The organism is Falsirhodobacter sp. 1013 (assembly GCF_051195255.1).
In the GTDB taxonomy this organism is placed as follows: domain Bacteria; phylum Pseudomonadota; class Alphaproteobacteria; order Rhodobacterales; family Rhodobacteraceae; genus Falsirhodobacter.
In genome coordinates, this window is sequence record NZ_JBNJLK010000012.1 from 1 (window position 1) to 24352 (window position 24352).

A 24352-nucleotide genomic window follows, 5' to 3' on the forward strand; every position below is an offset into this window, starting at 1 on the left:
GCGGCGCTGGCGCTGGCTCGGAGAGACAGGGGCGGCGTCATTTGGCGCGAAGGGAGAGGGCGCGAGTCCGGTTCGGGGCGGAGGCCGGTTCTGCCGGCCGTAGTCTAGAGCGCGGTCACTCGGGCAGGGAGGTCCAGGGCGACAGCCCCAGACCGGAAAGCACGAGGGATGCGCCATTAAAGCAGGGTTGAGTCGCAACGGTCGGTAATTATAGAACCGCGCCGAAATCAACCTGCCTTGACCCAACGGGATTTAACCTATGGACGCGACATCTTACAATCTGACCATGGTTGTCTTGGCGCTTGTCGCGCTTCTAGGCATAGCTTTCCTGACGCGAAAGACCCCTGTATTCGCACCTCCCTTTCAGCGCGCGGCTTTGATGAACAAGACCGAAGAACGGTTGTTCAAGATGCTGCGGGGGGAACTGCCCTCGGGCTGGACCCTCATGTGCCAAGTCTCGTATGGATCATTTCTGAAGAACCGCGACTATCGCCGTTATATGTCTGTGAACTCCAAGCGGGCCGATTTCGTGGTCCTCGATCCGAGTTTGGCGGTGGCGGCGGTGGTGGAATATCAAGGCGGGGGCCATTACGGAAACACCCGTCAAAGTCGCATCCGTGCGGAAGAAAGCGACAAGATCAAGAGACGCGCCTGTTCACAAGCTGCGATACCGTTCTTCGAGCTACCGGCGAAGTTCGAGCGCGAACACGTCATATCGTTGGTGAAAGCCGTCGATGGGTCCGACACTGAGCCAAAAACAGAGTCTGGGCCGACGCTCGGCGGGGCAAGGCGGTAGGACTCTCGTCCGATCCACTTCGACCCGACCATGACATGCCGCGCAGCGGCCCCGGCGCGGGCAGCGCCGGACCTGGCCCGCGTCGGACCCGTGGTTCGGCGTGGGTCGGGTCAACCCAAGGTGGCGGCCATTTCCTTTGCGAAGGCTTCAAGGGCCGCGACCGTAGCATCATATGCGCCCTTGGCCTTCGGGTAGTCGGCCTTCATCCCCCGATAGAACTCTAGCCACTTCGGGAAGTCCTCGATGGGATAGGTGCTTATCAGGAATTGACCCTGCATTGTGAAGGTGCGGGCGCGGGCATCATAGGTGACGATCATGCAAAGTGCTTTGGCGCGGTCATCGTGATCCGGCAAGACGAAAAAAGCCGCCCCCGAAGGGACGGCAGGTCAATTCCTCACCACAAGGAATAGGGTCTGGTCCAAAGGACCGAATTGCTGGATCAGGTTAAGGCATTCTGCGGCAGAGTGAAACCCTCAAGCCAGCTTGGGCCATGCGTGTTGCGGAGCCGGTGCAGGAGCGCGGGCGCGGTGGCGCATTGCCACTCGATGACAAGGTAATGCTTCCAATCCGCACCATATCGGGCGGCGTAAGCATGAAGCGCGGCAATCTGCTCAGCAGAAATATCGGCCAAGGTGTCGTCGTGATCGGCAAGGCGCAGGCGTGTCGTGCCGCATCCGTTCAGCATGGCAGAGGTCGCCTTGTCCTGTGCCTCCCTGAACGTCAGGGGGTTGGTATGCAGATCAGTCCAAGCGGTGCCTTTCCAGTAGGTCGCGATATAAAGCTGCATCTGTTTCGTCCCGAAAAGTAGGGGTGAGGGGCGGGCTGTCCGCCCCTCGGTGGTGTCAGGCGCAATCCGGCACCCATTCCGCAATCTTGGCGGCTTGGGCATCGGTCACGGGCCATTCGCTGCCCTTCGGATCGGCAAAGATCGCCTCCATTGCCTCGGCCTTCGCGCCCTTCTTCAAGCTGCGGAAGGATTTGAAAGCGGGGCTTTCGTCGTCTTGTTCCAGAAGGTCTTTGAACAGATCGTCCAGTGTGCCGCCCGAGACGCGCCCGAAGAAATTGGCGGCGGTCGGGGTCCAGACGGCGCGGATCGACGCGCCCGCCTCGTCCTCAAGACGCTCGAACAGGGGCGTGGCGTCGTATCCGCCGCAATCGTAGTTCAGGGTGCGGGCAACGGCTTCGGTCAGGGCGGCGTTGCGGTGCTTCTGGCCCTTGGCCCGAAACTCGGCAAAGGCTCCGCCAAGGTTGATGTTGCGCGTGGTCGCCCGCTGGTTCAGGCGTGGGTCAAGTTCCAGCCCTTCCTCCTGCGTCGGGACGATGCTCGGCGTTCCGGTGCGAACGTCCAAAATATTGTGATATAGGCCCGCCTCAGGCGACAGCGCGAAGGCCAGAAGGTCAAGGACAAGGTTCGGTTTGGACAAAAGCGCGGTTTGCGCGGCATTCAGGCGGACGGCCTTCATGTCCTGCACCAGCTTCGCGCTGTAGGGGCCTTTCTCGGCAGGGGCGGCTTCGGCACTTGATGCGTGATCTGGGGCAATGATCCCTGCCTCTGCGGCAGCGGCGGCATCGTCGCGGCGGAGAAAGCCCAGTTTCGTGCAAGCCTCGCCACGGCTGTCCACGTAGACCCATGCCCCGCCCTGCGCCTTCTGCTCGGCGGTGAAGTAGGGCGCTTGCTTGGCATTCAGTTCCTCCATGCGGGTTTTGCCCGCGTCGTCCAGAACGTCGCTGTTTGCCAGTTCCGCCAGTTCGTCCCATTCTTCGGACTCGGCCTCTGTCAGCGGCTCCGACATGGGCGAAAGGCAGATCAGCTTGTCCGTGACGGCATAGGACAACCAAGACTCGTTGGCCTCGACCTCGACCCATTTCCACCCTGCGGCGGTCAGGTCTGCGGCTTCGGCCTGCAACTTCTCGTCAAACAGTCGAATGAGCAAAGCCGGATCGGTCAAAAACACTTTGTCGGAAAACAGGTCACGGGTCAGGCTCCCCCCTGCGGCCTCGTAGGCGTCCAGCCCGACGAACAGGGCGCGGCGGTCGGTATCCTGAAGGCTGTCAGGGTTCAGAAGGTTTTTGATCTGGTGTTCCGTGTAGTAGGAACGGCCTTTGGCCTGTTCCAGCACGGTCAAGGTCAGTGCCTCGTCATTCGACACGGTGAAGGCCGTCGCAAATGCGAGGCTGATTTCCTTTGCGGCCAGCGCGTCCAGCACGGGGGCGGGCAGGTCGGCCAGTTTCAGGCGGCGGTAAACGTGGGCCTCCGTCACGCCGAAGGCTTTGGCGATGCTGTGCGCCAAGGCTCCGGCATCCCGCATCCGGCCATAGGCGCGGATTTCATCGGCAGGTGCGAGGGCTTCGCGGGCGGTGTTCTCGGCATTGGCCCATGCTTGTGCGGTCATGGCGTTCGGGGCCAGACGGACAGGCACCATCGCCAGCGACGGGTTCTGCTCGGCGGCAATCCCAAGGGCGCGGAACCTGCGGCCTCCTGCGACGATAGCAACGCGGCCCGCGTCGTCGCGAAGGCCAGCAAGGTTCTGCACCAGTCCACAGGTCAGGATGCTTTGGGCCAGCAGCGCAATCCCCTCGGGGTCGGCTTCTTGGCGCGGGTTCAGGTCGGACAGGTAGAGGTCAGCCAGCGGCACATACTCGATGACGGCGGCGGCGGTGTCGGTGTTGGGCTTCATGTTCATGGTTTTTCTCTCGTGGTGACTTGATCGGCGTTGCGATCTTGGGTTAGGGTTCGCGTGTGCCGCCCCCGAAAAGGGACGACACGGGCAGGGTCAGATGACCCCGTGTTGGTTCAGGAAGCGGCGTCCGATTCCAAAGCAGTCGCCCTTCCTGACAAGCTCTCTCGCTTCCGCGATGCGCTGTGTCAGAACTTCCATTGCCATTCTCTCACCCCCTTTCAGGTTGTCGGTTGCGTGACCTTCCGGCTTGGTGCGCCCCCTTCTAAAATTGGGGCTGGCCGTGAAGGTGAGACGCGGTTCGCCGCGCCTCTCCTTCGCGGACTGCCTCCCGGCGAGGGCCGGAGGGGGACCCGGCAATTTGCAAATCCAACGGAGCGGCGGAGGGCCCCCGTCTGCACGGAGCCGAGGCACGAGGTGGAGGAAGATGGGGAGGGGCCGAGGCGCAGTGCCGCATTTGCGGGTTGACGGGGGAACCAGCGGTTCCCTGAACGGACGCGCCAGCGGCCCACGGGGGCAGGGGCGTTCGGCTCCGCCGAATCCCCCTGCATAAATCGAGCCGCGCCCTTTGCGCGGATCACCTTTGATCTTTATGGCCCGCAGCTATCCAAGCACGGCACCTGTGCATCAGGTCGCACGAGCTGGACGCGCATCATGGCGCGAAGGACAGCGAGAAAGATCCTGTGGGAAGGTGCGGGCCGCGCAAGCGATCGTCACCCGAAAGGGCCGAAACGGGCCGCGCCCTAGACCATTCGCGCGGCATCGGCGCTGGCTCGGAGAGACAGGGCCGGTGCCACTCGGCGCGAAGGGAGAGGGGGCGAGTCCGGTTCGGGGCGGAGGCCGGTCCTGCCGGCCGGAGCCTAGAGCGCGCTCACGCGGGCAGGGAGGTCTAGGGCGACAGCCCTAGACCGGACGGCACGAGGGATGCGCCATGAAAGTAGACAGGTGCTAGGTAAAATGAGCCCAAAGCTATCACTCGTGCGAGCTCAGATCACGCATTGCGACTTGCCGAAAGCTGACCTTCGTCTTCACGTGCCAGCCATCGATAGCAGCGCCTCATGATGGTGCGACCTGACGTTCGACCGAACGCCCTAGGCAGGCACGTCATCGACATGGGCGGGATCAACTGGCACGATCCCGTTCTGCCGGTGCCGGAACTCTGACAGCGCAGCATAAACCTGCAGGCGCGCCCGCATGATGGATCCCAGCGGCTGATGGGCGGCGAGGCTATGGGCCGGGCGGAATGTCATCCGCTCGTCGAAGAAGTCCTGTCGTGCTGCACTATAAGCGTCTTGCTTCGGCATGCGCAGGATGGCCACAGTCCGGTAGGGGCTGATGTCTTCCGGCCACGCCACCGAGGCATCCTCGATGGGCTGCGCATCAGGATCGACCCAGAGTTGCGCCCGCAGTTCGAAGACCACGTCGTGATCGTGGAAGAATTCGACCGCAGCGTGTCGGAAGCCGTCCTCGTCCTCGTGCGGCTTCAGTCGCCAGTCGGTCAGCGCCAGTTGCGCCTCGGCCACGGGGAATGCGCCAAGTTTTGCAACATGGGCACCGAAACGCAGTGGGGCCTGGCTGTAATAGGGCTCGGCCAGCGGATGGGAGAAAGGATGGCCGAAGAAGTCCGCCTTCGCGTTTTCGGTCCCGAAGGCGTGGAGCACGCGGTTGAAGTTTCGCGCGACGGAGGCGATGGCGCTCTTTGCCGTCTCGGGCAGGCCTGTGGATTTCCCGATCACGGTCCCGTCTCGCAGGAAGCCCTTGGCGGTCCCCGATGGAAAAGTTGTTCCGCTGGCAAGCACGAAATCCTGCGTGTCAGTTCGGTGTCCCGCCAGCTTTTCGCCCGGCACGTCGAAGACTTTAATCGACATGCCGCGATGGGTCGAGACACGGTCGCCGAGATACTCTCCCGGACCCTGCGCGAAACGGACGGCGATCGGGTGGACGCCAGATATTGCGAAAAGACCTTGAGCAAGTTCGGGGGGAAGACCGGGCGGGATCTCCAGTGTGCCAGTCACCAACGCGGTGGACTTGGCATGACTGGCACGCACGGTATGGCCCTCGCGCTCCTCCACGGTTTCGCTTTGTGAGGTCATTCCGCTGATGATGCCATCGATGGTGGCCTGCTCGTCGGGATCGGGCGTCTCGACACCGGGATGGTAGGAAAGGGGTGCCTTGGTCAATCCTGGGTCCTCCTGTGCCGGCGGACCGGACGGTCCGCCTTCATCCGGGTGCAACAGGGCGGAGGCTTTTGAAGTTCCGGACAGGTCAGACGGCGTTTGCTTGTTCTGTCATCCGGAAGGTGAAGCGCGTCTCCTGATCGGTCGAGGAAACGAGGAGCTGGCCACCATGTGCCCTGGCGATCTCGGACGCGATGTGCAGCCCAAGGCCCAACCCCTTTCGGTAGCCTTCCGCTCCGCCACGCACGAAGGGGTCGAACAGTTTTTCCATGGCGGTGGGCGGTATCGTATTACCTTTGTTGCTAACCCAGATCTCCAGGTGCCCATCTTCTCTCGTCTGCGCGCTGACAAGCACCGGATGCGCGGGATCACCGTGGATCAAAGCGTTTCCGACCAGGTTCGACACCATCTGACCGATGCGTTCCCCATCGTATGTGACGGCATGCAGGATCGAGAAGTTCGTCTGCACATCGCGGTCCGGCTCGCCAGAACGCAGTTCGTCTACGACCTGACGGATCAGCACTTCCAGCGGTTCGTTCGAGATGTTGAGTTCAATGCCGCCGCCCAGCCTGTTGCGTGCGAAGTCGAGCACGTTGTCGATCAGGCGCGACATCCGCTGGACGCTGCCCTGCATCAGGCGGATGACTTCCTTGCCCGGTTCGCTAAGGTCCTCGCGGGACAGCATCCGCGTAGCAGCCGACATCGAGGCCACCGGGTTGCGCAGATCGTGGCCCAGCACGGCCACAAACTGTTCCCGAAGTTCGCCTTGGCGCTGTTCGAGCGAAAGGCGGGCTTCTGCTTCTGCGCGGGCACTGATCAGCTCACGCTCGTAATTCCGACGCGCCTTGGCACGCAGGAAGACAAGCCGCGTCAAGCGGTGCTGCCCATCGTCTGTGTTGTCCGCGCTGAGCAGGACGGGAACCTTGCTGCCGTCCTGCGCCCTCAGGTCAAGGCTCACCTCCTCGATTTGCCCGCGGAGTCGAAGAACCGGCAAGAGGCTCGTCTCGAACACGATGCGGGCGCCCACGCTGAATATTCCCGTCGCAGGTTTGCCTTGGAGGCCGTGATCGGACGCTCCGAGCCAACTTTTCAGCGTGGCGTTCGCGGTGACGATGCGTCCGGTTTCATCCATCACGAGGAACCCGCAGGGTGCTGTATCGAGCAACTCCTGGAGTTGCGTCGTCTCCACATCGCTCGCCATCACACGAACCTCCGGATGGCTTCGACCACCTGGTCGGGCGCGCTCAGGTTCGGACAGTGGCCGGTCGCGTCCAGCAGCACCAACTGGCTGCCTGCCACGTGGTCCCGGACATATGCCCCCACGTGTTCGCCGGCTATGATATCGTCACGGCACTGCAGGATCAGGGTGCGGGCGGAAAGTTTCGGCAGGTCGGCGCGGTTGTCTGCGGTGAAGGTCGCACGGGCGAAGTCGGCGGCGATGCGGGGATCGACGCGGCAGAAGCTTGCGGTCAGTTCCTCACCAAGCTCTGGCCGGTCCGGGTTGCCCATGATGGCTGGTGCCATCGAGGCAGACCAGGCCAACGGGTTCTCGGCCAAAGCCGCCAGCAGATCCTCGATGTCATCGGCAGTGAAGCCGCCGATGTAGTCGCCATCGTCGATATATCGCGGCGACGGACACACCATGACCAGCGTGCCGAACAGGTCCGGCCGGCGGATGGCGGCAAGAACACCGATCATCGCGCTGACGGAATGGCAGACAAGGATGCCGCCCCGGATGCCCAATTCGTCGCCGATCTCGCAGATGTCTTCGGCATATCCATCAAGGGCCGCATATTTTTCGCCGTCATATGCGGCGATATCCGACCCGCCGGCGCCGACATGATCGAAGGTCACAACCTTGAAGTCGTCATGAAACTGCGGGGCCACATACCGCCACATGGCCTGATCGCAGCCGAAGCCGTGGGCGAACAGCATCGTCCGGTCGCCTGCGCCGGACATCTTCACGTTATTACGGATAATCGACGACACACGAAGTCCTGAGGTTCAAGATACTGTTCAGCCTTATGCTTCAGAAAAGGCTACGACATGCAGACCCTGTGGTCCACTGCATCCCATGAGACCATGTTGCAGATACAGTCTCTTGTAAAATGCTCGAAGTCTTGCGCGAACATATGCGCTGACTTCGGCGTTCAGGAAACTAGAACCACAATCAATCAATAGAACGGGCCGGCTGAGCCGTCACGGAACCTGAAGCGAGCCACATGACCGTGCCAGCCATCCTTGTTGTCGAAGACCAGCTTTTGTTGCGCATGGATGCCATGTTCATGATTGAGGATGCGGGGTTTTTAGCCGTGGGAGCCCGCGATACCGCAGATGCGCTTCGCATCCTGGAAGACCGCACCGATATCCGGGTCATCTTTACCGACATCGACATGGGTGATGGTCCGGATGGTCTGTGGCTCGCGGCCTGCGTGCGCGATCGCTGGCCGCCGATCCACATCATCGTGACGTCGGGGCATCGGCGCGTTACGGCAGACATGATGCCGGACGGCGCATTGTTTCTCGATAAACCCTATACGGAAGAGCAGGTCTTGACCCACGTTCGGCGTCTGGCAGCCTGAAGCTCCCTTTTTTGGATTGCACGGGCAACCGTGTCGAGCATCAGCCGCCTCTCACAATTCAGCCGACCGACCATACCTGGCGCTACTCGCCATGCAGGCCCGTTTCGTTGTATCATGTATGGAATGAAGCAGCATTCCCCTTGGACGGTCGCGGTCGGAGCCTCCGGTGGAGAAGGGCTTCAGGACCTTCGCGATCTTCTGCGCGAATGGTCTGATCTCGATGCCGTGGTGATGATCGTCCTGCATCGGCCATGGACCGCCATCAGCCATTTGCGGGAGGTTCTGCAGAGGTCCAGCCGCATGCCTGTGCTCATTGCCGATGAAGATGAGCGGCTTCAACCCGGACATGTCTATATCGGCGAGCCTGCGAACCACCTCACCTTGATCGCTCGCACCATGGGGACGTTGACGCCCGATCCTGTCCGGATGCACGGCAATCGCACTGTCGACCTGCTCTTCAACTCCCTCGCAGAGTTCGGGGGCTCGCGTATCATAGGCATCGTCTTGGCTGGATCGCTGGATGATGGTTCACGCGGTCTTGCCACCATCAAGACGGCAGGAGGTTGCACGATGGTCGTGACCCCGCGCTGGCCTCTGCCAAACATGCCCGCAAACGCCATTGCCTATGACGGCCCCGTCGACGTTATCGGTGATATCAAGGTGATCGCGCGGGCCGTCGAAGAGGCCGTATCTGAACAGCAACGCCTGATCGTATGAAGCGCATGACCAAAGCGCGAAAATACTGTCGGTAGAGCGCGGCGAATGGCTGCTTTTAATCTTGCTTGAGCAAGCAGCCTAAATAGGCCCATCCCGATTGAGTATCTGAAATGCTCAGGGAGCAGACTCATGCGCTTCGAATGAAAACCCCGGCTGTGGTCATTGCCCTGACCAACTCGGCATCACCCTGTCCCTCTTCATAAGCAATGCGGGCTCGGGCTGCTGCCAGATAGTCGAGGTCTGACGGGTCACAATGCTCGATCAGGGCCTTGCCCATGCCGTCTGTGTCCGTGACGGTTCGATATTGGCTGCCCGTCTCCTGATAGGTGACGGGCCGGATCGTGCGGGATCTGCCTCCTCGGCCCGTCATCGGCTCATTCCTTGTCCAGCTTGCGTTCGACCTTATCGCGGCTGTTGCCTTCGGACTTCACGGCATCACGCACTTCGTCCTTGGACACGTCCATCTTGTCGGCCTCATAGCGGACTTCGTAATCCTGCCCGCCCGCGACCTTCTGGCGGTCCTGGGCGCGGCCTCTGCTAGTTTGCTCTTTTGTCATGATTTCCTCCTTCATGCAGAAGAACAATGCGGATGCACGTTGCCTTGTTTCATCTTCGTCAGGTTTTACGCGGACGCACTAGGGCCGAGTCTACGGCTCATACTCCCAAGGATTAATGACATCCACGCCCATCGCTTTGAATGGAGAAGTGTCGCGTGTCGCGATACTTGCCGCTTTCTGAGACGCGACAATGGCCCCGATCTGACCATCAGCGTGACCAATCGTAATTCCGCGTTCGCGGGCGCTAGAGACACGCGAGGCGTAGAATTGCGCTGCCGTTACGTCATAGGGCAGCACTCTATATGCAAAATCATCTGCAAGCATGGCCTCCACCGTTCCAACAAGCCTTGCCCTCCTGTCCCCAACGGGCAGGATAAATGCGCCGAACAGCAATTCTTCGGCTGTGATTGCGGTGACAAAAAGGTTGCTCGGATGTTGAGCATCGAGCCATGCCATCACGTTCGGATCCGGTTTGGGCTTTTGGATTTCGGACAGAACATTCGTGTCCAGAACGATCACGAGAAGTCCGCCGCTTCGCCCACTGTCTTGTCGCGCGTCACGCTTAACTCGTCACCAATGACCCCCATGCTCTGAAAGCGCGACCTTAGCTGCTGTCCAAAGCCACCCGTATGTTTGGCAACATAGGAGTTTACGAGGATTGCGCGGGCTTCCGCCTCAATGCTGCGGCTGTTGCTGGTCGCTTGCTCCCGCAGATGATTGTGAACTTCATCTGGCAGGTTGCGAATAGTCATGTTTCCCATAATCATGCTCCATGATGGCACCTTAACGATAATGCTATCACGGGTTAACGATGGCACAAACGTAAAAGTGCTATCATAGCTGAAGGACTGGCAATTCGCTCAAGCGGGTGGTGTAGCGCGGCGATCGATGATCCGCTTTCGTCGCCCATGACGTCTCAAATCCCTCACGGCCCAGAACAACGGTCTTTTTGCCGAAGCGGTCGTTGAGCGCGTCGAGCGCATCCATGACCTTCGCATCGCGTGGGCGCGCGGGCGGAAACAGAAGCGCAGGCTGATCCTGCTCGGGCAACAGATCGTCCAGGATGATACCTGCCTTGGTGTATCCGTGGCCGTTGCCGGAGGGGTCGCCTTTCCAGCCGCGTCTCGCGGCGGAAATGGCAGCCTCGACCAGCTCGAACGTGTTGTTCGACATGGGCGAGAGGCGCACGCTGCGCGAAGCAGAATGCTGCGGGCGTTCGGGCTTGTGCGGGTTGGTGTGGTAGAAAACGGTCATCGCGCCTGCGACAAGGCCATGCTGGCGCAACTTCTCGGCCGCGCGGGTGGCGTGGGCGGCTATGGCCTGGGCCAGCACGTCGAAGGTGGTCATGGGCAAACCTGCGGAGCGGGTGACGGCCATGCCCTTGCGCTGCGGCGGCACGTCCTCGAAGTCGATGCAGACGACGCCGCGCAGTTCGGCCACCAGACGTTCCAGCACCACGCCGCCGATCTTGCGGGCGAGGGGCAGGGGCAGGTCACGCAGCTCGGCAGCCATCGTGATCCCCTGTGTCATCAACTTGGCCTGGGTGGCACCGCCAACACCCCAGATTTCGCCCACGGGGATGCGGCGCATGACGTAATCGCGGACGGTATCATCCATGAGATTGCAGACGCTGCCGAAGATCGGGTTTTTCTTGGCGGCAAAGTTCGCCAGCTTGGCGAGGGTCTTGGTCGGCGCGATCCCGACGCAGGTGGGGATGCCGGTGTCCAGCCGAACGGTGGCCCGCATGTCCTTGGCATGGTCCACCATGCGATCGCCAAAGCCGGACAGGTCCACGAACGTCTCATCTATGGAATAGACTTCAAGGCGCGGGGAAAAGTCGTGCAGCACCTCCACGACACGGCGCGATAGATCCCCGTTTATGTGGAATGGACGTCAAGCGCTACAACGGAGAGGACCTTCTTAAGAGCCTATCCCCTCGGGGCATGCCGCGAGGGGATATTTATTACCCCTACCCTTCGCACGATTAGCGGCGCAACCACTCGTCGCGGATCTTGTCGATTGCAAGATCCTTCCACTTCTGCTGCCAGAGGTCCCAATAGGGAATATCATTCGAGGCTGGACCCACCGTACAGACCTCGATCTGGACTATCGACGGCAGGGCGATCGATTCTCCAACCAGCAGCGCCTCACCCTGCTTAAAAGCCGGCATCTTGTCGATGAGCGTTCCCAGTGAATCCGGCAGCAACTTGCGGACGTAGCTTTGGTCCACCGGATTGGTCAGCCGCATGGCGACAAAGTTATTGCACTGTGAAAAGATTGTCTCGGAGATTTCTGAGGGCCGCTGGCTCGCGAGGAGCAGGGTGACGCCATATTTGCGCCCCTCCTTAGCAATGCGCTCGATTGACATCTTTGACGCCCGGAACTTCGACAGTTCGCTGTTCGGCACATATTTGTGTGCTTCCTCGTAAACGAGAAGAATGGGCGCATCGTTGTTGATGCTTTCCTGTGGGTCGGCGGCGCAGCGCAGGCGTTTGTAAAAATAGCCATGCTCGAAGATTAGTCGTGAAATCAGCGAAACCGTGATGCTCAAAACCTCAAACGGGACACCACTCAGATCGATGACGGTGACATTGTGCTGCTTGCCCGTGCTGTAGCCGAGAATGGATCGGAGCGTTTCCTCGAAAGAGATTGTCTTCGACTCCTCGCCAAGGAAGAAGTCGAGGCGCCGGTCGCTGATCTTGCTCTCGAGACGATTCACAAAGTTGGTCAACCGCCCATAGAGGCTGCCTTGCGTAAACTTTGGTTGTCCGGCCTTCGTCTTGTGGCTAGGGGCATACACCTCGCCACTGTCGACCATCTCGGTGTTGAGATAGTTGGCATGAGCCAAAACGTCGCGAATGTCGAACGGGAGCGGCGTGTCCAAATGGATCCGAGACTTGTCGTCGCCATTTCCCATGAAGTGCTTCTTACGGCTTTGGATGACGGCATCTTTGAACACGTTGCGCTGATTGTGATCGTTCGCCTCAGTGTCGAGAAAGAACTCTTCCAATTCCTCGCCGCTCAGCATCCAGTAGGGGAGAACCAAGCTGGCGCTGTCGATGAAATTAGCTTCCGGAAAGGCCGCGTGATACTCCGAATGGATGTCGAAAATGATCACGTGTGAGTTGTTGAGCGTATAGTCGCCCTTAGCCCCAACCGCCTTCTGAATGATCTTTGCGACAGTGTGGGACTTACCGGAGCCTGTGGAACCGACCACCGCAATATGCTTATTGAAGAATTTGTTCCCATCGACGGGAACCTCGACTTCTTTGTTCGTTGCAAGCTTCGAGAAGCAGAAACGATCCTTCACGGGCAACGAGCTGCCATAGATCAGGCGGATATCGTCGATCGTCGCCGGTTGGACCGTCTTCGGCGGGATCGCGAGGGCGTCTCCGCCGCGCTCAAACTTCTTATCGCGTAAAACGCCGAGCGGGAAAGCCTCGATCACATAGTCCTGCCTCCCGTCGTCGCGCGCCTGAATCTGGAAGTTCTCAATGATGGCGACCAGTACCGCATTCTCATTGTCGGCGATCTTCAAATAGGAGCCAACGCGGAGAGACTCCTCAGCAATCCTGAAATTTTCGAGGTCATCGACGACGATCTTAACCTTGTTAGGAAAAACCGCGACGACTTCTGCTTTAACATCACTCATATTTATCCCCTAAATGATTTCATCGACATCTTCGTATCTGGGAATCTGGAACCGTGCGTGGCTTATTGCACCATCACCAAAGTCTTCAACCGGCTCACTGCAATAGAACTCGTAGATCTCACGCGAGCGCTGGAACGACAGAAAGGTCTGACGCGCCTCCTCCAGACTGCAGAATAGTCTCAGGGCCGGACCGGCGTCGGCGGACACCGGCCGGGAGATAGACTTGGCGTCGAACTGGGCACCCTTGAAATCGTAGCCGTCGACGAAGCGAAAGTCTTCGTTGTGCAACTCCTGCTTGAGGCCGGCAAGTTCGCTATCGTCAATGCCGACGAGCAGAACGTATGGCGAAAAGGGCTTTGCGTCGCGCTTAGACAGCTTGGAATATTTCCGGGAGATCGTCTTTAGAAGCGTTTTGACCGTGTTCCGACTGTAGCTATCGCCAGCCGGATGGATGATGAAAAGCCGTTCGGCCGGAGATACATTCAAGCCCGCTGCGAAAAACTCATTGCGAAGCCCGCGATAATAGTTGGCCTTACCGCGCCTGGCGATGAACCACTCATCAAAGAGATTTGAAGATTTATCTATCCGCTTGATGAAGGCTGTCTTCGTTGTGACGCGCAGAGCCTCATTCGGTTCGATCGCCAATTCCCTGATTACTCGCAGGGCGCTATTATAATAGAAAAATTCTGCTGAAAACGGTGAGCAGCCGAACTGCTTGACAAGACTATGGATTATCGCCCGGAACTGATCCTCGAATTTCGCCGCATTCACGTCGATCGACAGAAGTTTCAAGAAGCCCTCAAGCTCCGCGTCACTAACGCCAAGTTCCTCATGCTTTTTTACCGTTCCTTCTTTTGATGCGGTTGTGAGAAAATTGGTTTTTAGGAAGCCGATATCAAACGGGAGAACTAGCTTATCCTGCCCGGACGCGAAATAGCCGCTGAGCTGGTACTGGATCGCTGGCCGGCCGGCCGTGAGGCCCTCTTTATAATGCGAAAGCATGAACATGATGGCGGGCTTGATAACTGAATGATTATATTCTGACTTCTCATAATATTTGCACTGAACGGCAGTCGTTTTGGTAGCGGTGTGGACGTCGATATCTTCGATGCATTCTATCGCCACCGAGTCATTCGGACCGGATAGCCCCAGGATGCTGAGGATCGAGCGATCGAATTGATAGAAATAGCCAGCAATTGTTGAAACTGCGCTCCGATCGGCCACCATTACCCCCTGCGGTGATCTGCCACGCGGGCATCGCGTCCGCATTCGTTTGTCATTGAAATCCCCATTTTTGAAGCTCTCCAGGTTCTCGCTGATCGCGTCTCGGCAATTGATGACTTCAAGCTCACAATGTGATCCGATTTCCAACGACATGTCTGAAGGCGCGATCACGGCAGGTGAGAAGGACAACCTGCATGCGGGTTGCGGCCTCCGACAGAATCTCGATCATCGTATCGAGACGAGCATCGTCGGAATATACCAGCGGATCGTCCAGGATCAGCGACACGGGCTTCCCCTGCTCTAACAGCATATCGGCGAATGCAATCCGCGTGAGTACGGCAAGTTGCTCCTGCGTGCCGCGCGACAGGCTCCCACAGCTTTCGTTCATGCCCGCACGGATGACGCTTTCGAGACCGAGATCTTCCGAAAAAGTGAGCTCGCATCCAGGCAGGAGGCGTTCGATATGACGCTTCGCCCGCACTGCCACCGGACCGACAAATTTGGCCGCCGTCTCGTTACGGGCGGCGTCGAGGGTGCTTCGCAGGACCTTCAGCGTCTCTGCGTCATCAGTGATGCGCTGAAGAGCAAGACGAGCCGCTTGGACTTCTTCACAGGCGGCAGCTGTTCGATCGGCGAGGCCAAGGCCGCCCTCACTCTCGATTGTCCCTTCAAGCCGTGCGATATCGGTCTCCAGCCGCGTTCGGGTTTCCCCGGCGGTGCGCACCCTCGCATCGACCAACTCGATCTTGCGCGTGATCGCCGCGACGTCGTGCGCAGAGGCATCACGGAGCGCCTCTTCAACCTTAACCGAAGCCTCGGCGGCTTGCTCGCGCGCCTTGGCCAGATCTTCGGTAAGCGTCGTCCATTCAGGACGCCGCTCGATCGCCTCGAGCGCGCTGACGGCGTTGGCAACATCGCTCGTGGCCCTTGCTTCCGCAGTCGCAAGCGGCGCTTCCTCCTGCTCGGCACGACGCAGGGCTTCGATGGCGCTGTCCTGAGCCCCTTCGGCACGGGCTGCGGCACTATCGGCCCTCTCCATTGCGTCGGTGAGCGCCGCGATGTCAGGAAGTTCCCCCTCTACGTGGGCCTCATCCATACCGAACTCGGTGGCGAATAGCTTGAGCGCAGCGGATCCAGCAGCAAGCTGAAGGGCATCATCGGCCGGCGTGGCCGCTTCAATACGAGCCTCCAGGGCTCGCAAATCCGCTGCGGCATCCCTGGCGATCTCGTTGCGGACCCTCGCGGCAGCAAGATCGACGACACCGAGATCGTCGAGTGCCTCTTTCCGCTTACGAAGCGCAGACGCCAAGACCTCCGCGGCGCTGGCGGCAGACTCCGGCGGCGTAATCTGAAGCTCGGCGGCACCGATGCGGATGTGCACTTCGCGATCAACGGTGTGCACGCCGAGTACCATTGGCTCGCCATCAATCGTGATTCCGTCCGCTGAGCCAGACAGCGCAATTCGGGTCGCGCCGGCGCTCACCACCGCTTGCGCTTCAGTGACGGCGCGATCATGCGCTTCAAGCGACGTCAAGACCTTCGGGGCGAGCGCCATGTCGGAGAGCGCCTGTGCGGTTCTGTGTTGTTCCTCGAGCTTCAGGAGGTCAGCATGCCGCCGGCGCGCGGCCTGAATTGCAGCATTCCGACGGCTGTGTCGGATCCATTCTTCGCCTTTAGCTAAGGCAGTTCGCGCAGCTTGGCGGTCCGTGCGCGCGAAATCGAGCGCGGTGCGCGCATCCACAACCTTCTGCTTCGCCGCCGACAATGTGTCGCTAGTCGCGAGACGCTGTTCGCCTGCCTGCGCCAACGCGTCGTTTGCCTTCGTCCAAGCCTGCGTCGCATCGTCGTGGCGCTGCCGAAGGTCCTCAAGCGCCTTCATCTTGCCGTTGACCGCTTCCTGCTCGGCACGACGGGTGGTGAGGATCTGGGCCGCCGTTCGTGCGATATCGAGCGAAGCGACTAGGCCGCTACGCGTCTGCGCGTCTGTGTTGTCCGCCATCTCGCGCTGAATGATCTTCAGGCGGGTGCGAGCCGCCTCGACTTCCGAGAAGCTGCGCTCCAGCGTAGCTAATCGATCCGCGGCTTCGCGCGCTGTGGTCTCGGCGGCGTCGAGCCGCTCATGCGCGTCGGTTTGCCGGCCACGCTTCTGGCCGGTCGGTGTCCAGTAGAGCGCATATTGAGCCTCGACCCGATCCCTGACGCGGCGATAGGCAGCGCCGCCCATAATCGACCCGACTTCCGCTTCGAGCGTAGAAGTAACGCTGTCGCGCACGATCTGGCCGGGCGCGGTCACAGACAAAGCCTCGGTCTGGGCGACCCAAAGCAAACCAAGGGCGCCGTATGTCGCGACATCGCCGCCCCGGCTTGTATCACGGACCGAACCGAGCAGCGCGTTCAAGCGCGCCTCGGCCTCTTCCCCTTGCGCACGGCCCTGAGGCCCCGAGACTTCGACCGAGGCGCTGCGCAGGAAATGCTTGGTCACCGACCAGGGCGCGCCATCAACATCAAATGCGACCTCAACCTTAGGACCGACAGCATCGCCATGGGGGGCGAAGGATTGGGCCAGCTGGTTGCGCGTATTAAAGCGAACGAAAAAGGCGGCACGCAAGGCTTCGAGAATCGTCGACTTGCCCGTCTCGTTCGGCTCGATCACGACATTGAGGCCGTCGGTGAGACCCTCGATCACAACGGGCGCGCGGAACTTCCGAAAATTCTCTAACGCGATGCGGCGAATGACGAGACTCATGCCCGCTCCTCCCGACTATATTCGACGAAGAGGCGCTCAAGGGCCCGCTTCGCGACCGCTGCATCTTCGCCGCCGCCTTCGATCTTGGTATTAAGCATCGCCGCCGCCGCCCCGAGCATGCCCTCGACGGCTAGGTTCGCAATGTCTTCGTCGCTAGGCCGCCCCACCAAATCATCCGCGTGCACGTCGAGATGCCGCAATTGATGGCCAATGTCGTTTTCAAGGCGACCCAGCATGCGAATCCGATCGCTGAGACTGGTGATACCAACCAGCGTCAGACGCAAAAGCGTTTTGGGCGCGTCGATCGCGCTGAGAAGCAACTCGCACTCGGCATCGAACGCTGCCTGATCACTGACCATCCAGTCCCGCAAAAGCCATTGGAAGCGGCCAGTGCGGATCGGCGTGACGGACGGCTCCGCACCCGTCGACAGCTCGACGACGAGGGCCTGTCCGGGATCGTCGCGCTGAAAGCGGTCGACTTCGGGCGTGCCAGCAAACCAGGTGCGATCATCGACCCGGAGTGCCCCATGCCAATCGCCGAGCGCCAGATAGTCGAGGTTCGATCGGCGTGCACGATCGGGAGCAATCTGGTTCTTCGTTTCGCCTTGCGAGCCAAAGTCGCGGATCGAACCGTGCGCAAGGCCGATACGCAGGGTCGCGCCCGGCGTCTCCATAGAATCGAAACGGGCGGTGGGATCTTCAAGGTTGTGGCGATGCTCAAGGGGCGCAGGTAGCAGCCAGATGCCGGGGTTGATCTCGACCGGCTCGGGCGTCGACAAGATGACGATATTCTCGCTCGCCCTTTGACGTACGCGATCCCATAACCCGCCATTTCGCGCGAAATCATGGTTGCCTGGAAGCAGCCACCAGCGACAGCTATGACGGCTCATCCGGGATATAGCTTGGACGATTGTCCGGTCCTCCGGCCCTTCGGTGTCGAAGATGTCGCCGGCAACGACGACGTGCTGTGCCCCGTGTTCGAGCGCTATCCGCCCAAGTGTGTCGATTGCCTCGAACCGCGCCTCACTAAGGCTGACCCGGACTTCGGGCTCGAAGCGCCCATACGGTTTGCCGAGTTGCCAGTCGGCAGAATGGATGAATTTCAAAATACCTCCCCCCGTCAGGCGTTCCAGATCCTCACTAGACGCGATAATTTCTCGGCCGTCGACAGCTCGTACTTAACCGCCAAGACAATGCTCGGCACCCTTAGATAAGCGAGCACCTCTCCGCTAATTTCCACCCCCGTTAGCCGAACTAATTAACGCGTCAGGCGTCCGGGCGGCCTGGCCAAGCAAGGGCCGCTTGCAGCACAAAGTGGGCTTCCTTTATCAGCGTCACATCACGCACCCACTGACCATCCGGCCCACCGCGGAATTTTTCGCCATGCAGGTAGCTATTGCGCACTCGGCAAACGCCTTGAACAATTAGCTCGTGCACGTTCGTTAAGGGCTGGGGTATTTCGGGTGCCCATACGAGGTCTTTCATCAGGCGACGCGGCGGCTCGCTGATCAGCGTCTTGGCGATGCCCTTGTCAACGACTGCGGCGAAGAATTCAGGCCCGAGATCGCGTGCGAACGCATCCCAGTCGGCCTCAGCAGTCTCCCTGTTTAGTCGAATCCGGTCGGACCGCTTCAAAGCGTATTCGGCGTCTCCGAACTGTCCCGCGAAAGCCCCTGCGACAGCGTGTGGATTATCCAACGAGGTTCTCCAACCCTGATCCGTCATCCGAATAAACGTTGCGTGCCGATACATGCTGTAACCGATTTTCTGAATGATCTCTTGGAGACGCGCAACCGTCCGTATGCCGGATCGCGAGCGCATACTCGGTTCCGGCGTGAGCAGACCTCCAAGTGTCGACCGCGGACCGGCCCGAAGTGGTCGGCACCGACGATCGGGAACGGCAACTATCGCCATTTTCTACGCTCAACTGGACATTCCCCCGTCGGCCAATCTTGCGCATTTCTGGCATGATCGTTGTCATTATTTAAGAGTGGCGGGTGCTGGATGAGGACCGGCCATTCTCAGCATGCCTCACGGAAGGTGGTTTTGTCCAAAACGAAATCAGCCTTCCGAACTTTTGATAGGTATCTGAGATCGGTTAGAACCATTGATCGATTGGGAAATTTCTGATGGGGTTCGGCCGTCCGGTGTCGCAACGCTGCTCAACTTCTTAATGAAACTGGCGACCTTCTCGGCATCGCCTTGTACGATAATACGCTCATCGGCGGTCAGAGGGACCTCTTCTAGGTATCGTCGGATTGAATCTTGGCTTTCCAACGCATGAGCACGGGCGCTGGCCTTGGGAAGATTAAAGTCGCACCCGGCACACGCCATCCTATGCGGGCAAGCGCTCCAAAAAGGGTTCGAGCAATAAGAGTCGCCCAGATCGTAGAAGGTGTAGGGCTCATTCGACTTGCGCGCGATGGCATCATGGTCGACGAGCACCGCCACCATATGTGCCATGTGATCGGCTTGAGCGAATGACGTCGCCAGACGAGTAGGCCTAATGCGGATGTAGTGCATCGTCGACCGGGGCGAGGTATGCCCGGACCACTCCATGAGCTCGATCAGCGACATGCCCTTGGGGACACTGGCAAGTGCGGTCACTGCCGATGCACGACCGCGATGACTGGTGATCGTCCCCATGCTGTCACTCGGCGGCAACCCTGCTTTAGCGCACAGGATAGGGATGATTGTCTGGTTCATTAGCGACATGCCCACTCGGCGGCCGCGGTACTGAAATAGAAAATCGACGCGCTCGCCGGTCCGTTCGTCAAGTAGCGGTGCTTGATGAGACGGCCGCTGCGCCGCCCAAGCATCGATCCGCTCTTTCACGACGACAGCTACGGGTTTCACAAAGGCACGGAAAGTCTTGCTCGCAGGGACATCGAGATAGCACAGCGTGCCCGCCGGCACGGTGCTGCCGTCTTCATTGACAATGTCTTCGGCCTGCGGCTTGGCGCAGCCTACCGCGAGCCGAAATACCTCGTTCTGCCGCAGGCCGCAGTGCGTCCAGACCACAGCGAGCGCCTGGATGAGGGCCAGAGGATACCAGCGCTCGGACAGAAGGTCGTCCTGCTCGAGGTTGAGGCTGGCCCAGATCAGCCGCAGCCACATTGCATCGTCAATCACTCGCGGCTTGACACCGCTATTAAAGACAACTGACTTGGGTGTCGCGAGATGATAGCGGGGGCTGAAACGCAGCGATGCCCACCCCCATAGCTCAATATCGATGAAGAAGCGCCTCATGGCGTGCAAGAAAGTGCGTTTCGAATTGGCTGCAATGGCCGCGCCGTGCGTTTTGGTTTTGCGTGACGGGGCGGACTCTAGCCGCCATTCGCCCACGGTCATGTGATCCACCGCAGAAAGAAACGCAGCGCATGTTGATGTGTCCCAGTCCGCAGGAGACTGGACCTGCGGGTATTCTCTTGCCAACCAAAGGCCGATGCGCAGGATCAAGCTGTAATTGGTTTCACGAGTCCTCGGCCGCAAGGTTGATGTCTCGCGCCAGCGGGCGCACCACTGCGCCCATTCTGGAGGCACGCCATCGGTGTTCTTATCTTTCCAGCCAACATAGTTACGCATTCGTAACGGAGTTTCGATGATGCCCATGGCAGCTAAGCCATTCGACACCTTGCCGACAGCACGCGCGACGCCATCATTGCGACCGTCCTGGCCCTTCTGCAACAAGTCGACCGTAAAGGTTTCGAGTCGAGGATCGCCGTTCTCGAGCATGAGGTGACCAAGTACACTTGTCAGGAAGAGCTCAAGATGACGTGCGCTATAGCCGAGCGAGCGCAGGGTGGTGGCTAGCCGCGCATGTTCATGCCAAAAAATATCGGACCCGTAGATCGCGCGGGCATAAATACCTGAATGGCAAGCTTTAGGGAGAGTTGATACATCCCGCAGGCTGCCCAAGTGATATGCGATCGCCGTCAGGTACGGGCGAGACCCGCATGTTCGATCCAGCAGTGTAAGCCACGCGTCTCTATCCCACTGCCAGTAGGGGATCCGGCGGCGAGCCACTGTTTTGATGACAGCTTTGATGCTGATCTCACGCTTTGGGGCAGAGACGTCGCCCATTCGAGCAATTGCTAGTAGTGGAACGACAAGGCGGGGCACCAAGCGTTCGAGGTCTTCAAGGCACGTTTTACTTCGACCGCGCAGAGCATCGAGTTCATCAGCCGTAAGCTCTCCGACCAAACCGAAGGGCGATGGGTCAAAGGCCACATATGAGTTTCCGGGCGAAGTGATCGCGGAATCAATCATGGAGAGAACCGAACAGCGAAGTGCTTACCCGCGCATCGATATGCGCAACCGATTGCGCCATGCGCCGCGCTAGGTCAGCTCCGGCAATATGGAGATAAACCATCGTCGTCTTGGGGTCCGCGTGGCCAGCGTAAGCGGAGAGTTCGTGGAGAGGCCAACCCGCCCTCGCGAGATGCGTGAGGCGCAGGTGCCGCAAGCTATGTGTGCTGAAATTCTCGACTTTGGCATCTGCAGCCCACCGCGCGATAATCTTGCTCCACGACCATATCGACAGAGGCGCGCCGCGATTGCGATCCGAATGTGAGCGAAACATTGGGCCGGCCGCTCCCTTGCTCTGCGCGAGTGAGTGCAAATGACTTATTAGAGTTGGCGCGACTTGCGGGCTGTAGGATACGATCCGTGCGCGTTTGCTTTTGGTCGTTTCAGCCCGCAACGACACCAGCCTGTGCGCAAAATCGAGATCGCTGACGCGCAGCGAAACGAGTTCCTCGCGCCGCAGCGCCCCGTAATATCCAAGGGCCAGCATGAGCCTGTTGCGCACCGTGTCGAGGGCGGCGGCCGAGAGAATGCGCTCCCAGTCCGGATCGGAGGGTACATAGGGAAGCTTTACCAAGCGGGGGACCAGCCCGCGGCTGAAGCCGGCGTGCTCAGGGATATGTCGCGTTGGCGAGATGTACCCTCGGGGCAGGGGGTTGGTTGAACGTAAACCATTATAAATCAGGTGATCATACCACAAGCGAATGGCGCTCAAGCGCTGGTGCAGCGAGGAATTGGCGATCCGTGCCGGTCCTTCGGACAAGAAGCGAATATAGACTGAGAGATCCGCAAGTGTCGCCGCCTCGGCGGCGACACTTGCGGCTTCGCAGTACGTCAGGAAATGACTGACCCCGCGGCCGTAGGCATCGAGCGTGGCACGGGCGCGGCCAAGGTTGCCAAGAAGCTCAAGCCAGTCGGCGAGCAGGGGATGCCGAGCGAGGGCGGGTTGCAATGATGGGGCGAACTGCATGGCATTCCTCCACCTGTAAATCATACCACAATCGCAGGCATTCCACCTAACTAACTAGAGTGTGTAGTTGGACGACAGGGCCTTGATGCCGTGCTGCCGCATGAAGTCGCGCATCTTGAACACGGGGGCGCCCATCTTCACGCCAAGAGCCTTCGCCTCGTCACTGCGGGCGACAGCACAACCGTCGTTGTTGGACAGGACGATTACGGGAATGCCGCGCAGCGACATGTCAAAAACACGTTCGCAAGAGACGTAGAAGTTATTGCAGTCGATGAGGGCGATCGGGTCTGCAGACGCGCGGATCATGGCCGCACCTACTCGATGGCGAGGCGGCGCACGACGCCCGCGACGACGCCCCAAATCTCGGTCGTTTCGGTGACGGCAATGCTCTCGTAGCCGTCACCTCGGGCACGCGGGTCCAGAAACCAATCGCCGTTGCGCTTGGCGAGCTTCTTGACAGTGATCTGTCCATCAACCACGGCGACGACAATGCGACCAGGGCGGCGACGGCCGGAGCGGTCCACGGCGATCAGGTCGCCGTCAAGGATGCCTTCGGCTTCCAGACTGTCGCCGGAGACGCGCCACCAAAACGTCGAACGCTCGTGTCGCACCACCCATTTGATCGGGTCCACGGTGTCCTCAAGATCGTCACCGGCTGGCGATGGAAACCCTGCAGGCACGCTGATCGAGGCGAGCGGCAGTTGCCGGTCGACGAGGATCACATTCAGCGAGGCGAGAGTTACAGTCATGAGGCGGGCGAACGAATGAGGAACATTCAGACCCTGATAGCCTGCTATCCCCCCTTGGCGTCAAGCTCCGATTTCGCAGCCGCCGATCACAATGACCATGTGGCAAACCGTCAGGCACCCGTTTACAGGACGGCTTGTTGCATGTTTTTGAGTGCAGGCAGGGTTAAGTCACGTCCCCGATCTTAGCGAACAGACATGTCGCTTTCGTCGTAACGCATCGTGGCTTCCGCCCCGAAATACTCAACCCAGCGGTTCATGACTTCACGGGTCTCCGCTTGGGCGCGGCCGATCTCGGATTGAAGGCAATTCATGTAGCCCTCCGACTCCTCGATGTAGGTCTGATACTGATTGCGCACGATCTCACGCAATTCAGGATCATCGGTCGGAGGTTCATAGGCGTAGGGCTGTTCGGGAGGAAAGCACCCTTGCGCGAGAGCGCAGGGTGCCGAAACAACAATGGCGATGATGGCGAGCCGGATCGTCACGGGCGGAAGGTCACACGGGTGCCGTAGCCATAGGAGTTGCTGGTCTGATACCGTTGAACGCCATTGGTGTATTCGGCCTCGGTGCCGGGTTCGACCGTGATCTGCACCCGCATGTTCTTGTATTCCGGGGTGGAAACGCCTGTGTAGTAATACTTTTCGTCGCTGTTGGTGCCATAGCCCAAGCGGCGGCGTTCGTCATAGCAGAACGCCTTGATCACTTCGCGGCTATCGCCGTCATAGCCCCGGCTGAAATGCTTGTTCTTGCCCTCGGGACAGATCCACGCGTCGGAGCTGGTGCGGTTGGCAAAGCTGTAGTCGATTTCGTAATTATCGTATTCAGCGCCATCCGACATGAGGCAGGTGCCGATCGGGGATTTGCCGTCGCGCAGCCGGTCGATCATGTGGTCATAGGCATCCCCGCAAGAGGATGGAAAACCGCCCGCTAGGCACAGGATCAGCTTGCAGTCGATGTCATAAGCCTCCGCCTCATTTGGTGAAGCAAGGGTGGCGATCGCGGCCACGGCCGAGAAGAGGGCGGCGCTGATGCTGCGGGTCAGGAGCATGTCGTTTCCTCATTATTTGGTGAGGACAGACTAGAAGATAAAGCAAGCGTTGCCAAAGCATTAGGTTCATAACTTATGTTCTGACGTCAAAAGCATAAATCAGGCTATCACGGCTGATGCCGCAACTCCGAAGTTGAGTGACCATCTCCTG

The 24352-nt window shown here is 59.7% G+C and carries 25 protein-coding genes; 3 read left to right on the forward strand and 22 right to left on the reverse strand.

Going from position 1 to position 24352, the window contains the following annotated elements:
- Window positions 1-379: 379 nt before the first annotated feature.
- On the forward strand, window positions 380-796 hold the full coding sequence (locus tag ACSHZY_RS14535) for a DUF2726 domain-containing protein (protein ID WP_435170308.1): 417 nt from the start codon (window positions 380-382) through the stop codon (window positions 794-796).
- Between the two features lie 110 nt (window positions 797-906).
- Here ACSHZY_RS14535 and ACSHZY_RS14540 read toward each other — a convergent pair whose 3' ends face one another.
- From ACSHZY_RS14540 to ACSHZY_RS14565, 6 genes are all read right to left on the reverse strand, one after another.
- Window positions 907-1113 carry a hypothetical protein gene (locus tag ACSHZY_RS14540; protein ID WP_435170310.1) on the reverse strand — a complete coding sequence of 69 codons (207 nt, stop codon included), beginning with the start codon at window positions 1111-1113 and terminating at the stop codon, window positions 907-909.
- A gap of 122 nt (window positions 1114-1235) precedes the next feature.
- Window positions 1236-1583: a hypothetical protein gene (locus ACSHZY_RS14545; RefSeq protein WP_435170312.1), complete on the reverse strand. Its 348-nt coding sequence runs from the start codon at window positions 1581-1583 to the stop codon at window positions 1236-1238.
- 55 nt (window positions 1584-1638) lie between these two features.
- On the reverse strand, window positions 1639-3480 hold the full coding sequence (locus ACSHZY_RS14550) for a ParB/RepB/Spo0J family partition protein (protein ID WP_435170314.1): 1842 nt from the start codon (window positions 3478-3480) through the stop codon (window positions 1639-1641).
- Window positions 3481-4565: 1085 nt separating this feature from the next.
- Window positions 4566-5654 (reverse strand): catalase family protein, encoded by a 1089-nt coding sequence (locus ACSHZY_RS14555; protein ID WP_435170316.1) that lies wholly within the window; start codon window positions 5652-5654, stop codon window positions 4566-4568.
- Between the two features lie 85 nt (window positions 5655-5739).
- Window positions 5740-6852, reverse strand: a complete 1113-nt coding sequence (locus ACSHZY_RS14560; RefSeq protein ID WP_435170318.1) for an ATP-binding protein — start codon at window positions 6850-6852, stop codon at window positions 5740-5742.
- Window positions 6852-7610: an alpha/beta fold hydrolase gene (locus ACSHZY_RS14565; RefSeq protein ID WP_435170417.1), complete on the reverse strand. Its 759-nt coding sequence runs from the start codon at window positions 7608-7610 to the stop codon at window positions 6852-6854. The genes ACSHZY_RS14560 and ACSHZY_RS14565 overlap by 1 nt, the downstream gene beginning before the upstream one ends.
- Window positions 7611-7873: 263 nt before the next feature.
- Here ACSHZY_RS14565 and ACSHZY_RS14570 point away from each other — a divergent pair, with 263 nt between their 5' ends.
- Complete coding sequence (locus ACSHZY_RS14570) at window positions 7874-8233, forward strand: response regulator (protein ID WP_435170319.1); 360 nt, start codon at window positions 7874-7876, stop codon at window positions 8231-8233.
- A 123-nt stretch (window positions 8234-8356) separates the two neighbouring features.
- On the forward strand, window positions 8357-8950 hold the full coding sequence (locus ACSHZY_RS14575; RefSeq protein WP_435170321.1) for a chemotaxis protein CheB: 594 nt from the start codon (window positions 8357-8359) through the stop codon (window positions 8948-8950).
- Between the two features lie 127 nt (window positions 8951-9077).
- Here ACSHZY_RS14575 and ACSHZY_RS14580 read toward each other — a convergent pair whose 3' ends face one another.
- The 16 genes from ACSHZY_RS14580 to ACSHZY_RS14655 all read right to left on the reverse strand — a co-directional run bounded on the left by ACSHZY_RS14580 (window position 9078) and on the right by ACSHZY_RS14655 (window position 24201).
- Complete coding sequence (locus ACSHZY_RS14580; RefSeq protein ID WP_435170323.1) at window positions 9078-9227, reverse strand: hypothetical protein; 150 nt, start codon at window positions 9225-9227, stop codon at window positions 9078-9080.
- 97 nt (window positions 9228-9324) lie between these two features.
- On the reverse strand, window positions 9325-9507 hold the full coding sequence (locus tag ACSHZY_RS14585) for a DUF3606 domain-containing protein (protein WP_435170325.1): 183 nt from the start codon (window positions 9505-9507) through the stop codon (window positions 9325-9327).
- Window positions 9508-9597: 90 nt separating this feature from the next.
- The gene (locus tag ACSHZY_RS14590) at window positions 9598-10026 is read right to left on the reverse strand and encodes a type II toxin-antitoxin system VapC family toxin (protein ID WP_435170327.1); all 429 of its coding nucleotides are present in this window, start codon (window positions 10024-10026) and stop codon (window positions 9598-9600) included.
- Window positions 10023-10259, reverse strand: coding sequence for a FitA-like ribbon-helix-helix domain-containing protein (locus ACSHZY_RS14595; RefSeq protein ID WP_435170329.1), 237 nt, complete (start codon window positions 10257-10259; stop codon window positions 10023-10025). Before ACSHZY_RS14595 ends, ACSHZY_RS14590 begins: the two co-directional genes overlap by 4 nt.
- Before the next feature lie 82 nt (window positions 10260-10341).
- On the reverse strand, window positions 10342-11388 hold the full coding sequence (locus tag ACSHZY_RS14600; protein ID WP_435170419.1) for a DUF4113 domain-containing protein: 1047 nt from the start codon (window positions 11386-11388) through the stop codon (window positions 10342-10344).
- 103 nt (window positions 11389-11491) lie between these two features.
- Window positions 11492-13159 carry an ATP-binding protein gene (locus ACSHZY_RS14605; protein ID WP_435170331.1) on the reverse strand — a complete coding sequence of 556 codons (1668 nt, stop codon included), beginning with the start codon at window positions 13157-13159 and terminating at the stop codon, window positions 11492-11494.
- Between the two features lie 9 nt (window positions 13160-13168).
- Window positions 13169-14554: a DUF4297 family anti-phage-associated protein gene (locus ACSHZY_RS14610; protein WP_435170333.1), complete on the reverse strand. Its 1386-nt coding sequence runs from the start codon at window positions 14552-14554 to the stop codon at window positions 13169-13171.
- Window positions 14508-17129 (reverse strand): AAA family ATPase, encoded by a 2622-nt coding sequence (locus ACSHZY_RS14615; protein ID WP_435170335.1) that lies wholly within the window; start codon window positions 17127-17129, stop codon window positions 14508-14510. The genes ACSHZY_RS14610 and ACSHZY_RS14615 overlap by 47 nt, the downstream gene beginning before the upstream one ends.
- Entirely contained in the window at window positions 17126-18235 is a 1110-nt protein-coding gene (locus tag ACSHZY_RS14620) for a metallophosphoesterase family protein (protein ID WP_435170337.1), read from the reverse strand. The genes ACSHZY_RS14615 and ACSHZY_RS14620 overlap by 4 nt, the downstream gene beginning before the upstream one ends.
- 160 nt (window positions 18236-18395) lie before the next feature.
- Entirely contained in the window at window positions 18396-18881 is a 486-nt protein-coding gene (locus ACSHZY_RS14625; protein WP_435170338.1) for a hypothetical protein, read from the reverse strand.
- A 309-nt stretch (window positions 18882-19190) separates the two neighbouring features.
- Window positions 19191-21398 (reverse strand): tyrosine-type recombinase/integrase, encoded by a 2208-nt coding sequence (locus ACSHZY_RS14630; RefSeq protein ID WP_435170340.1) that lies wholly within the window; start codon window positions 21396-21398, stop codon window positions 19191-19193.
- Window positions 21391-22404 (reverse strand): tyrosine-type recombinase/integrase, encoded by a 1014-nt coding sequence (locus tag ACSHZY_RS14635; RefSeq protein ID WP_435170342.1) that lies wholly within the window; start codon window positions 22402-22404, stop codon window positions 21391-21393. The genes ACSHZY_RS14630 and ACSHZY_RS14635 overlap by 8 nt, the downstream gene beginning before the upstream one ends.
- 54 nt (window positions 22405-22458) lie before the next feature.
- Window positions 22459-22710 (reverse strand): hypothetical protein, encoded by a 252-nt coding sequence (locus ACSHZY_RS14640; RefSeq protein ID WP_435170344.1) that lies wholly within the window; start codon window positions 22708-22710, stop codon window positions 22459-22461.
- An 8-nt stretch (window positions 22711-22718) separates the two neighbouring features.
- Window positions 22719-23153, reverse strand: a complete 435-nt coding sequence (locus tag ACSHZY_RS14645) for a LexA family protein (protein WP_435170345.1) — start codon at window positions 23151-23153, stop codon at window positions 22719-22721.
- Between the two features lie 182 nt (window positions 23154-23335).
- Window positions 23336-23638: a hypothetical protein gene (locus tag ACSHZY_RS14650; protein ID WP_435170346.1), complete on the reverse strand. Its 303-nt coding sequence runs from the start codon at window positions 23636-23638 to the stop codon at window positions 23336-23338.
- A complete protein-coding gene (locus tag ACSHZY_RS14655; protein ID WP_435170348.1) occupies window positions 23635-24201 on the reverse strand; it encodes a hypothetical protein in 567 nt (188 codons plus the stop codon). The genes ACSHZY_RS14650 and ACSHZY_RS14655 overlap by 4 nt, the downstream gene beginning before the upstream one ends.
- Window positions 24202-24352: the final 151 nt, after the last annotated feature.

Coding starts and splice junctions, on each gene's coding strand:
- ACSHZY_RS14535 (WP_435170308.1), top strand. CDS start 380: ATGAACAAGACCGAAGAACGGTTGTTCAAGATGCTGCGGGGGGAACTG.
- ACSHZY_RS14540 (WP_435170310.1), bottom strand. CDS start 1,113: ATGATCGTCACCTATGATGCCCGCGCCCGCACCTTCACAATGCAGGGT.
- ACSHZY_RS14545 (WP_435170312.1), bottom strand. CDS start 1,583: ATGCAGCTTTATATCGCGACCTACTGGAAAGGCACCGCTTGGACTGAT.
- ACSHZY_RS14550 (WP_435170314.1), bottom strand. CDS start 3,480: ATGAACATGAAGCCCAACACCGACACCGCCGCCGCCGTCATCGAGTAT.
- ACSHZY_RS14560 (WP_435170318.1), bottom strand. CDS start 6,852: ATGGCGAGCGATGTGGAGACGACGCAACTCCAGGAGTTGCTCGATACA.
- ACSHZY_RS14565 (WP_435170417.1), bottom strand. CDS start 7,610: ATGTCCGGCGCAGGCGACCGGACGATGCTGTTCGCCCACGGCTTCGGC.
- ACSHZY_RS14570 (WP_435170319.1), top strand. CDS start 7,874: ATGACCGTGCCAGCCATCCTTGTTGTCGAAGACCAGCTTTTGTTGCGC.
- ACSHZY_RS14575 (WP_435170321.1), top strand. CDS start 8,357: ATGAAGCAGCATTCCCCTTGGACGGTCGCGGTCGGAGCCTCCGGTGGA.
- ACSHZY_RS14580 (WP_435170323.1), bottom strand. CDS start 9,227: ATGGGCAAGGCCCTGATCGAGCATTGTGACCCGTCAGACCTCGACTAT.
- ACSHZY_RS14585 (WP_435170325.1), bottom strand. CDS start 9,507: ATGACAAAAGAGCAAACTAGCAGAGGCCGCGCCCAGGACCGCCAGAAG.
- ACSHZY_RS14595 (WP_435170329.1), bottom strand. CDS start 10,259: ATGACTATTCGCAACCTGCCAGATGAAGTTCACAATCATCTGCGGGAG.
- ACSHZY_RS14605 (WP_435170331.1), bottom strand. CDS start 13,159: ATGAGTGATGTTAAAGCAGAAGTCGTCGCGGTTTTTCCTAACAAGGTT.
- ACSHZY_RS14615 (WP_435170335.1), bottom strand. CDS start 17,129: ATGAGTCTCGTCATTCGCCGCATCGCGTTAGAGAATTTTCGGAAGTTC.
- ACSHZY_RS14625 (WP_435170338.1), bottom strand. CDS start 18,881: ATGTATCGGCACGCAACGTTTATTCGGATGACGGATCAGGGTTGGAGA.
- ACSHZY_RS14630 (WP_435170340.1), bottom strand. CDS start 21,398: ATGATTGATTCCGCGATCACTTCGCCCGGAAACTCATATGTGGCCTTT.
- ACSHZY_RS14635 (WP_435170342.1), bottom strand. CDS start 22,404: ATGCAGTTCGCCCCATCATTGCAACCCGCCCTCGCTCGGCATCCCCTG.
- ACSHZY_RS14640 (WP_435170344.1), bottom strand. CDS start 22,710: ATGATCCGCGCGTCTGCAGACCCGATCGCCCTCATCGACTGCAATAAC.
- ACSHZY_RS14645 (WP_435170345.1), bottom strand. CDS start 23,153: ATGACTGTAACTCTCGCCTCGCTGAATGTGATCCTCGTCGACCGGCAA.
- ACSHZY_RS14655 (WP_435170348.1), bottom strand. CDS start 24,201: ATGCTCCTGACCCGCAGCATCAGCGCCGCCCTCTTCTCGGCCGTGGCC.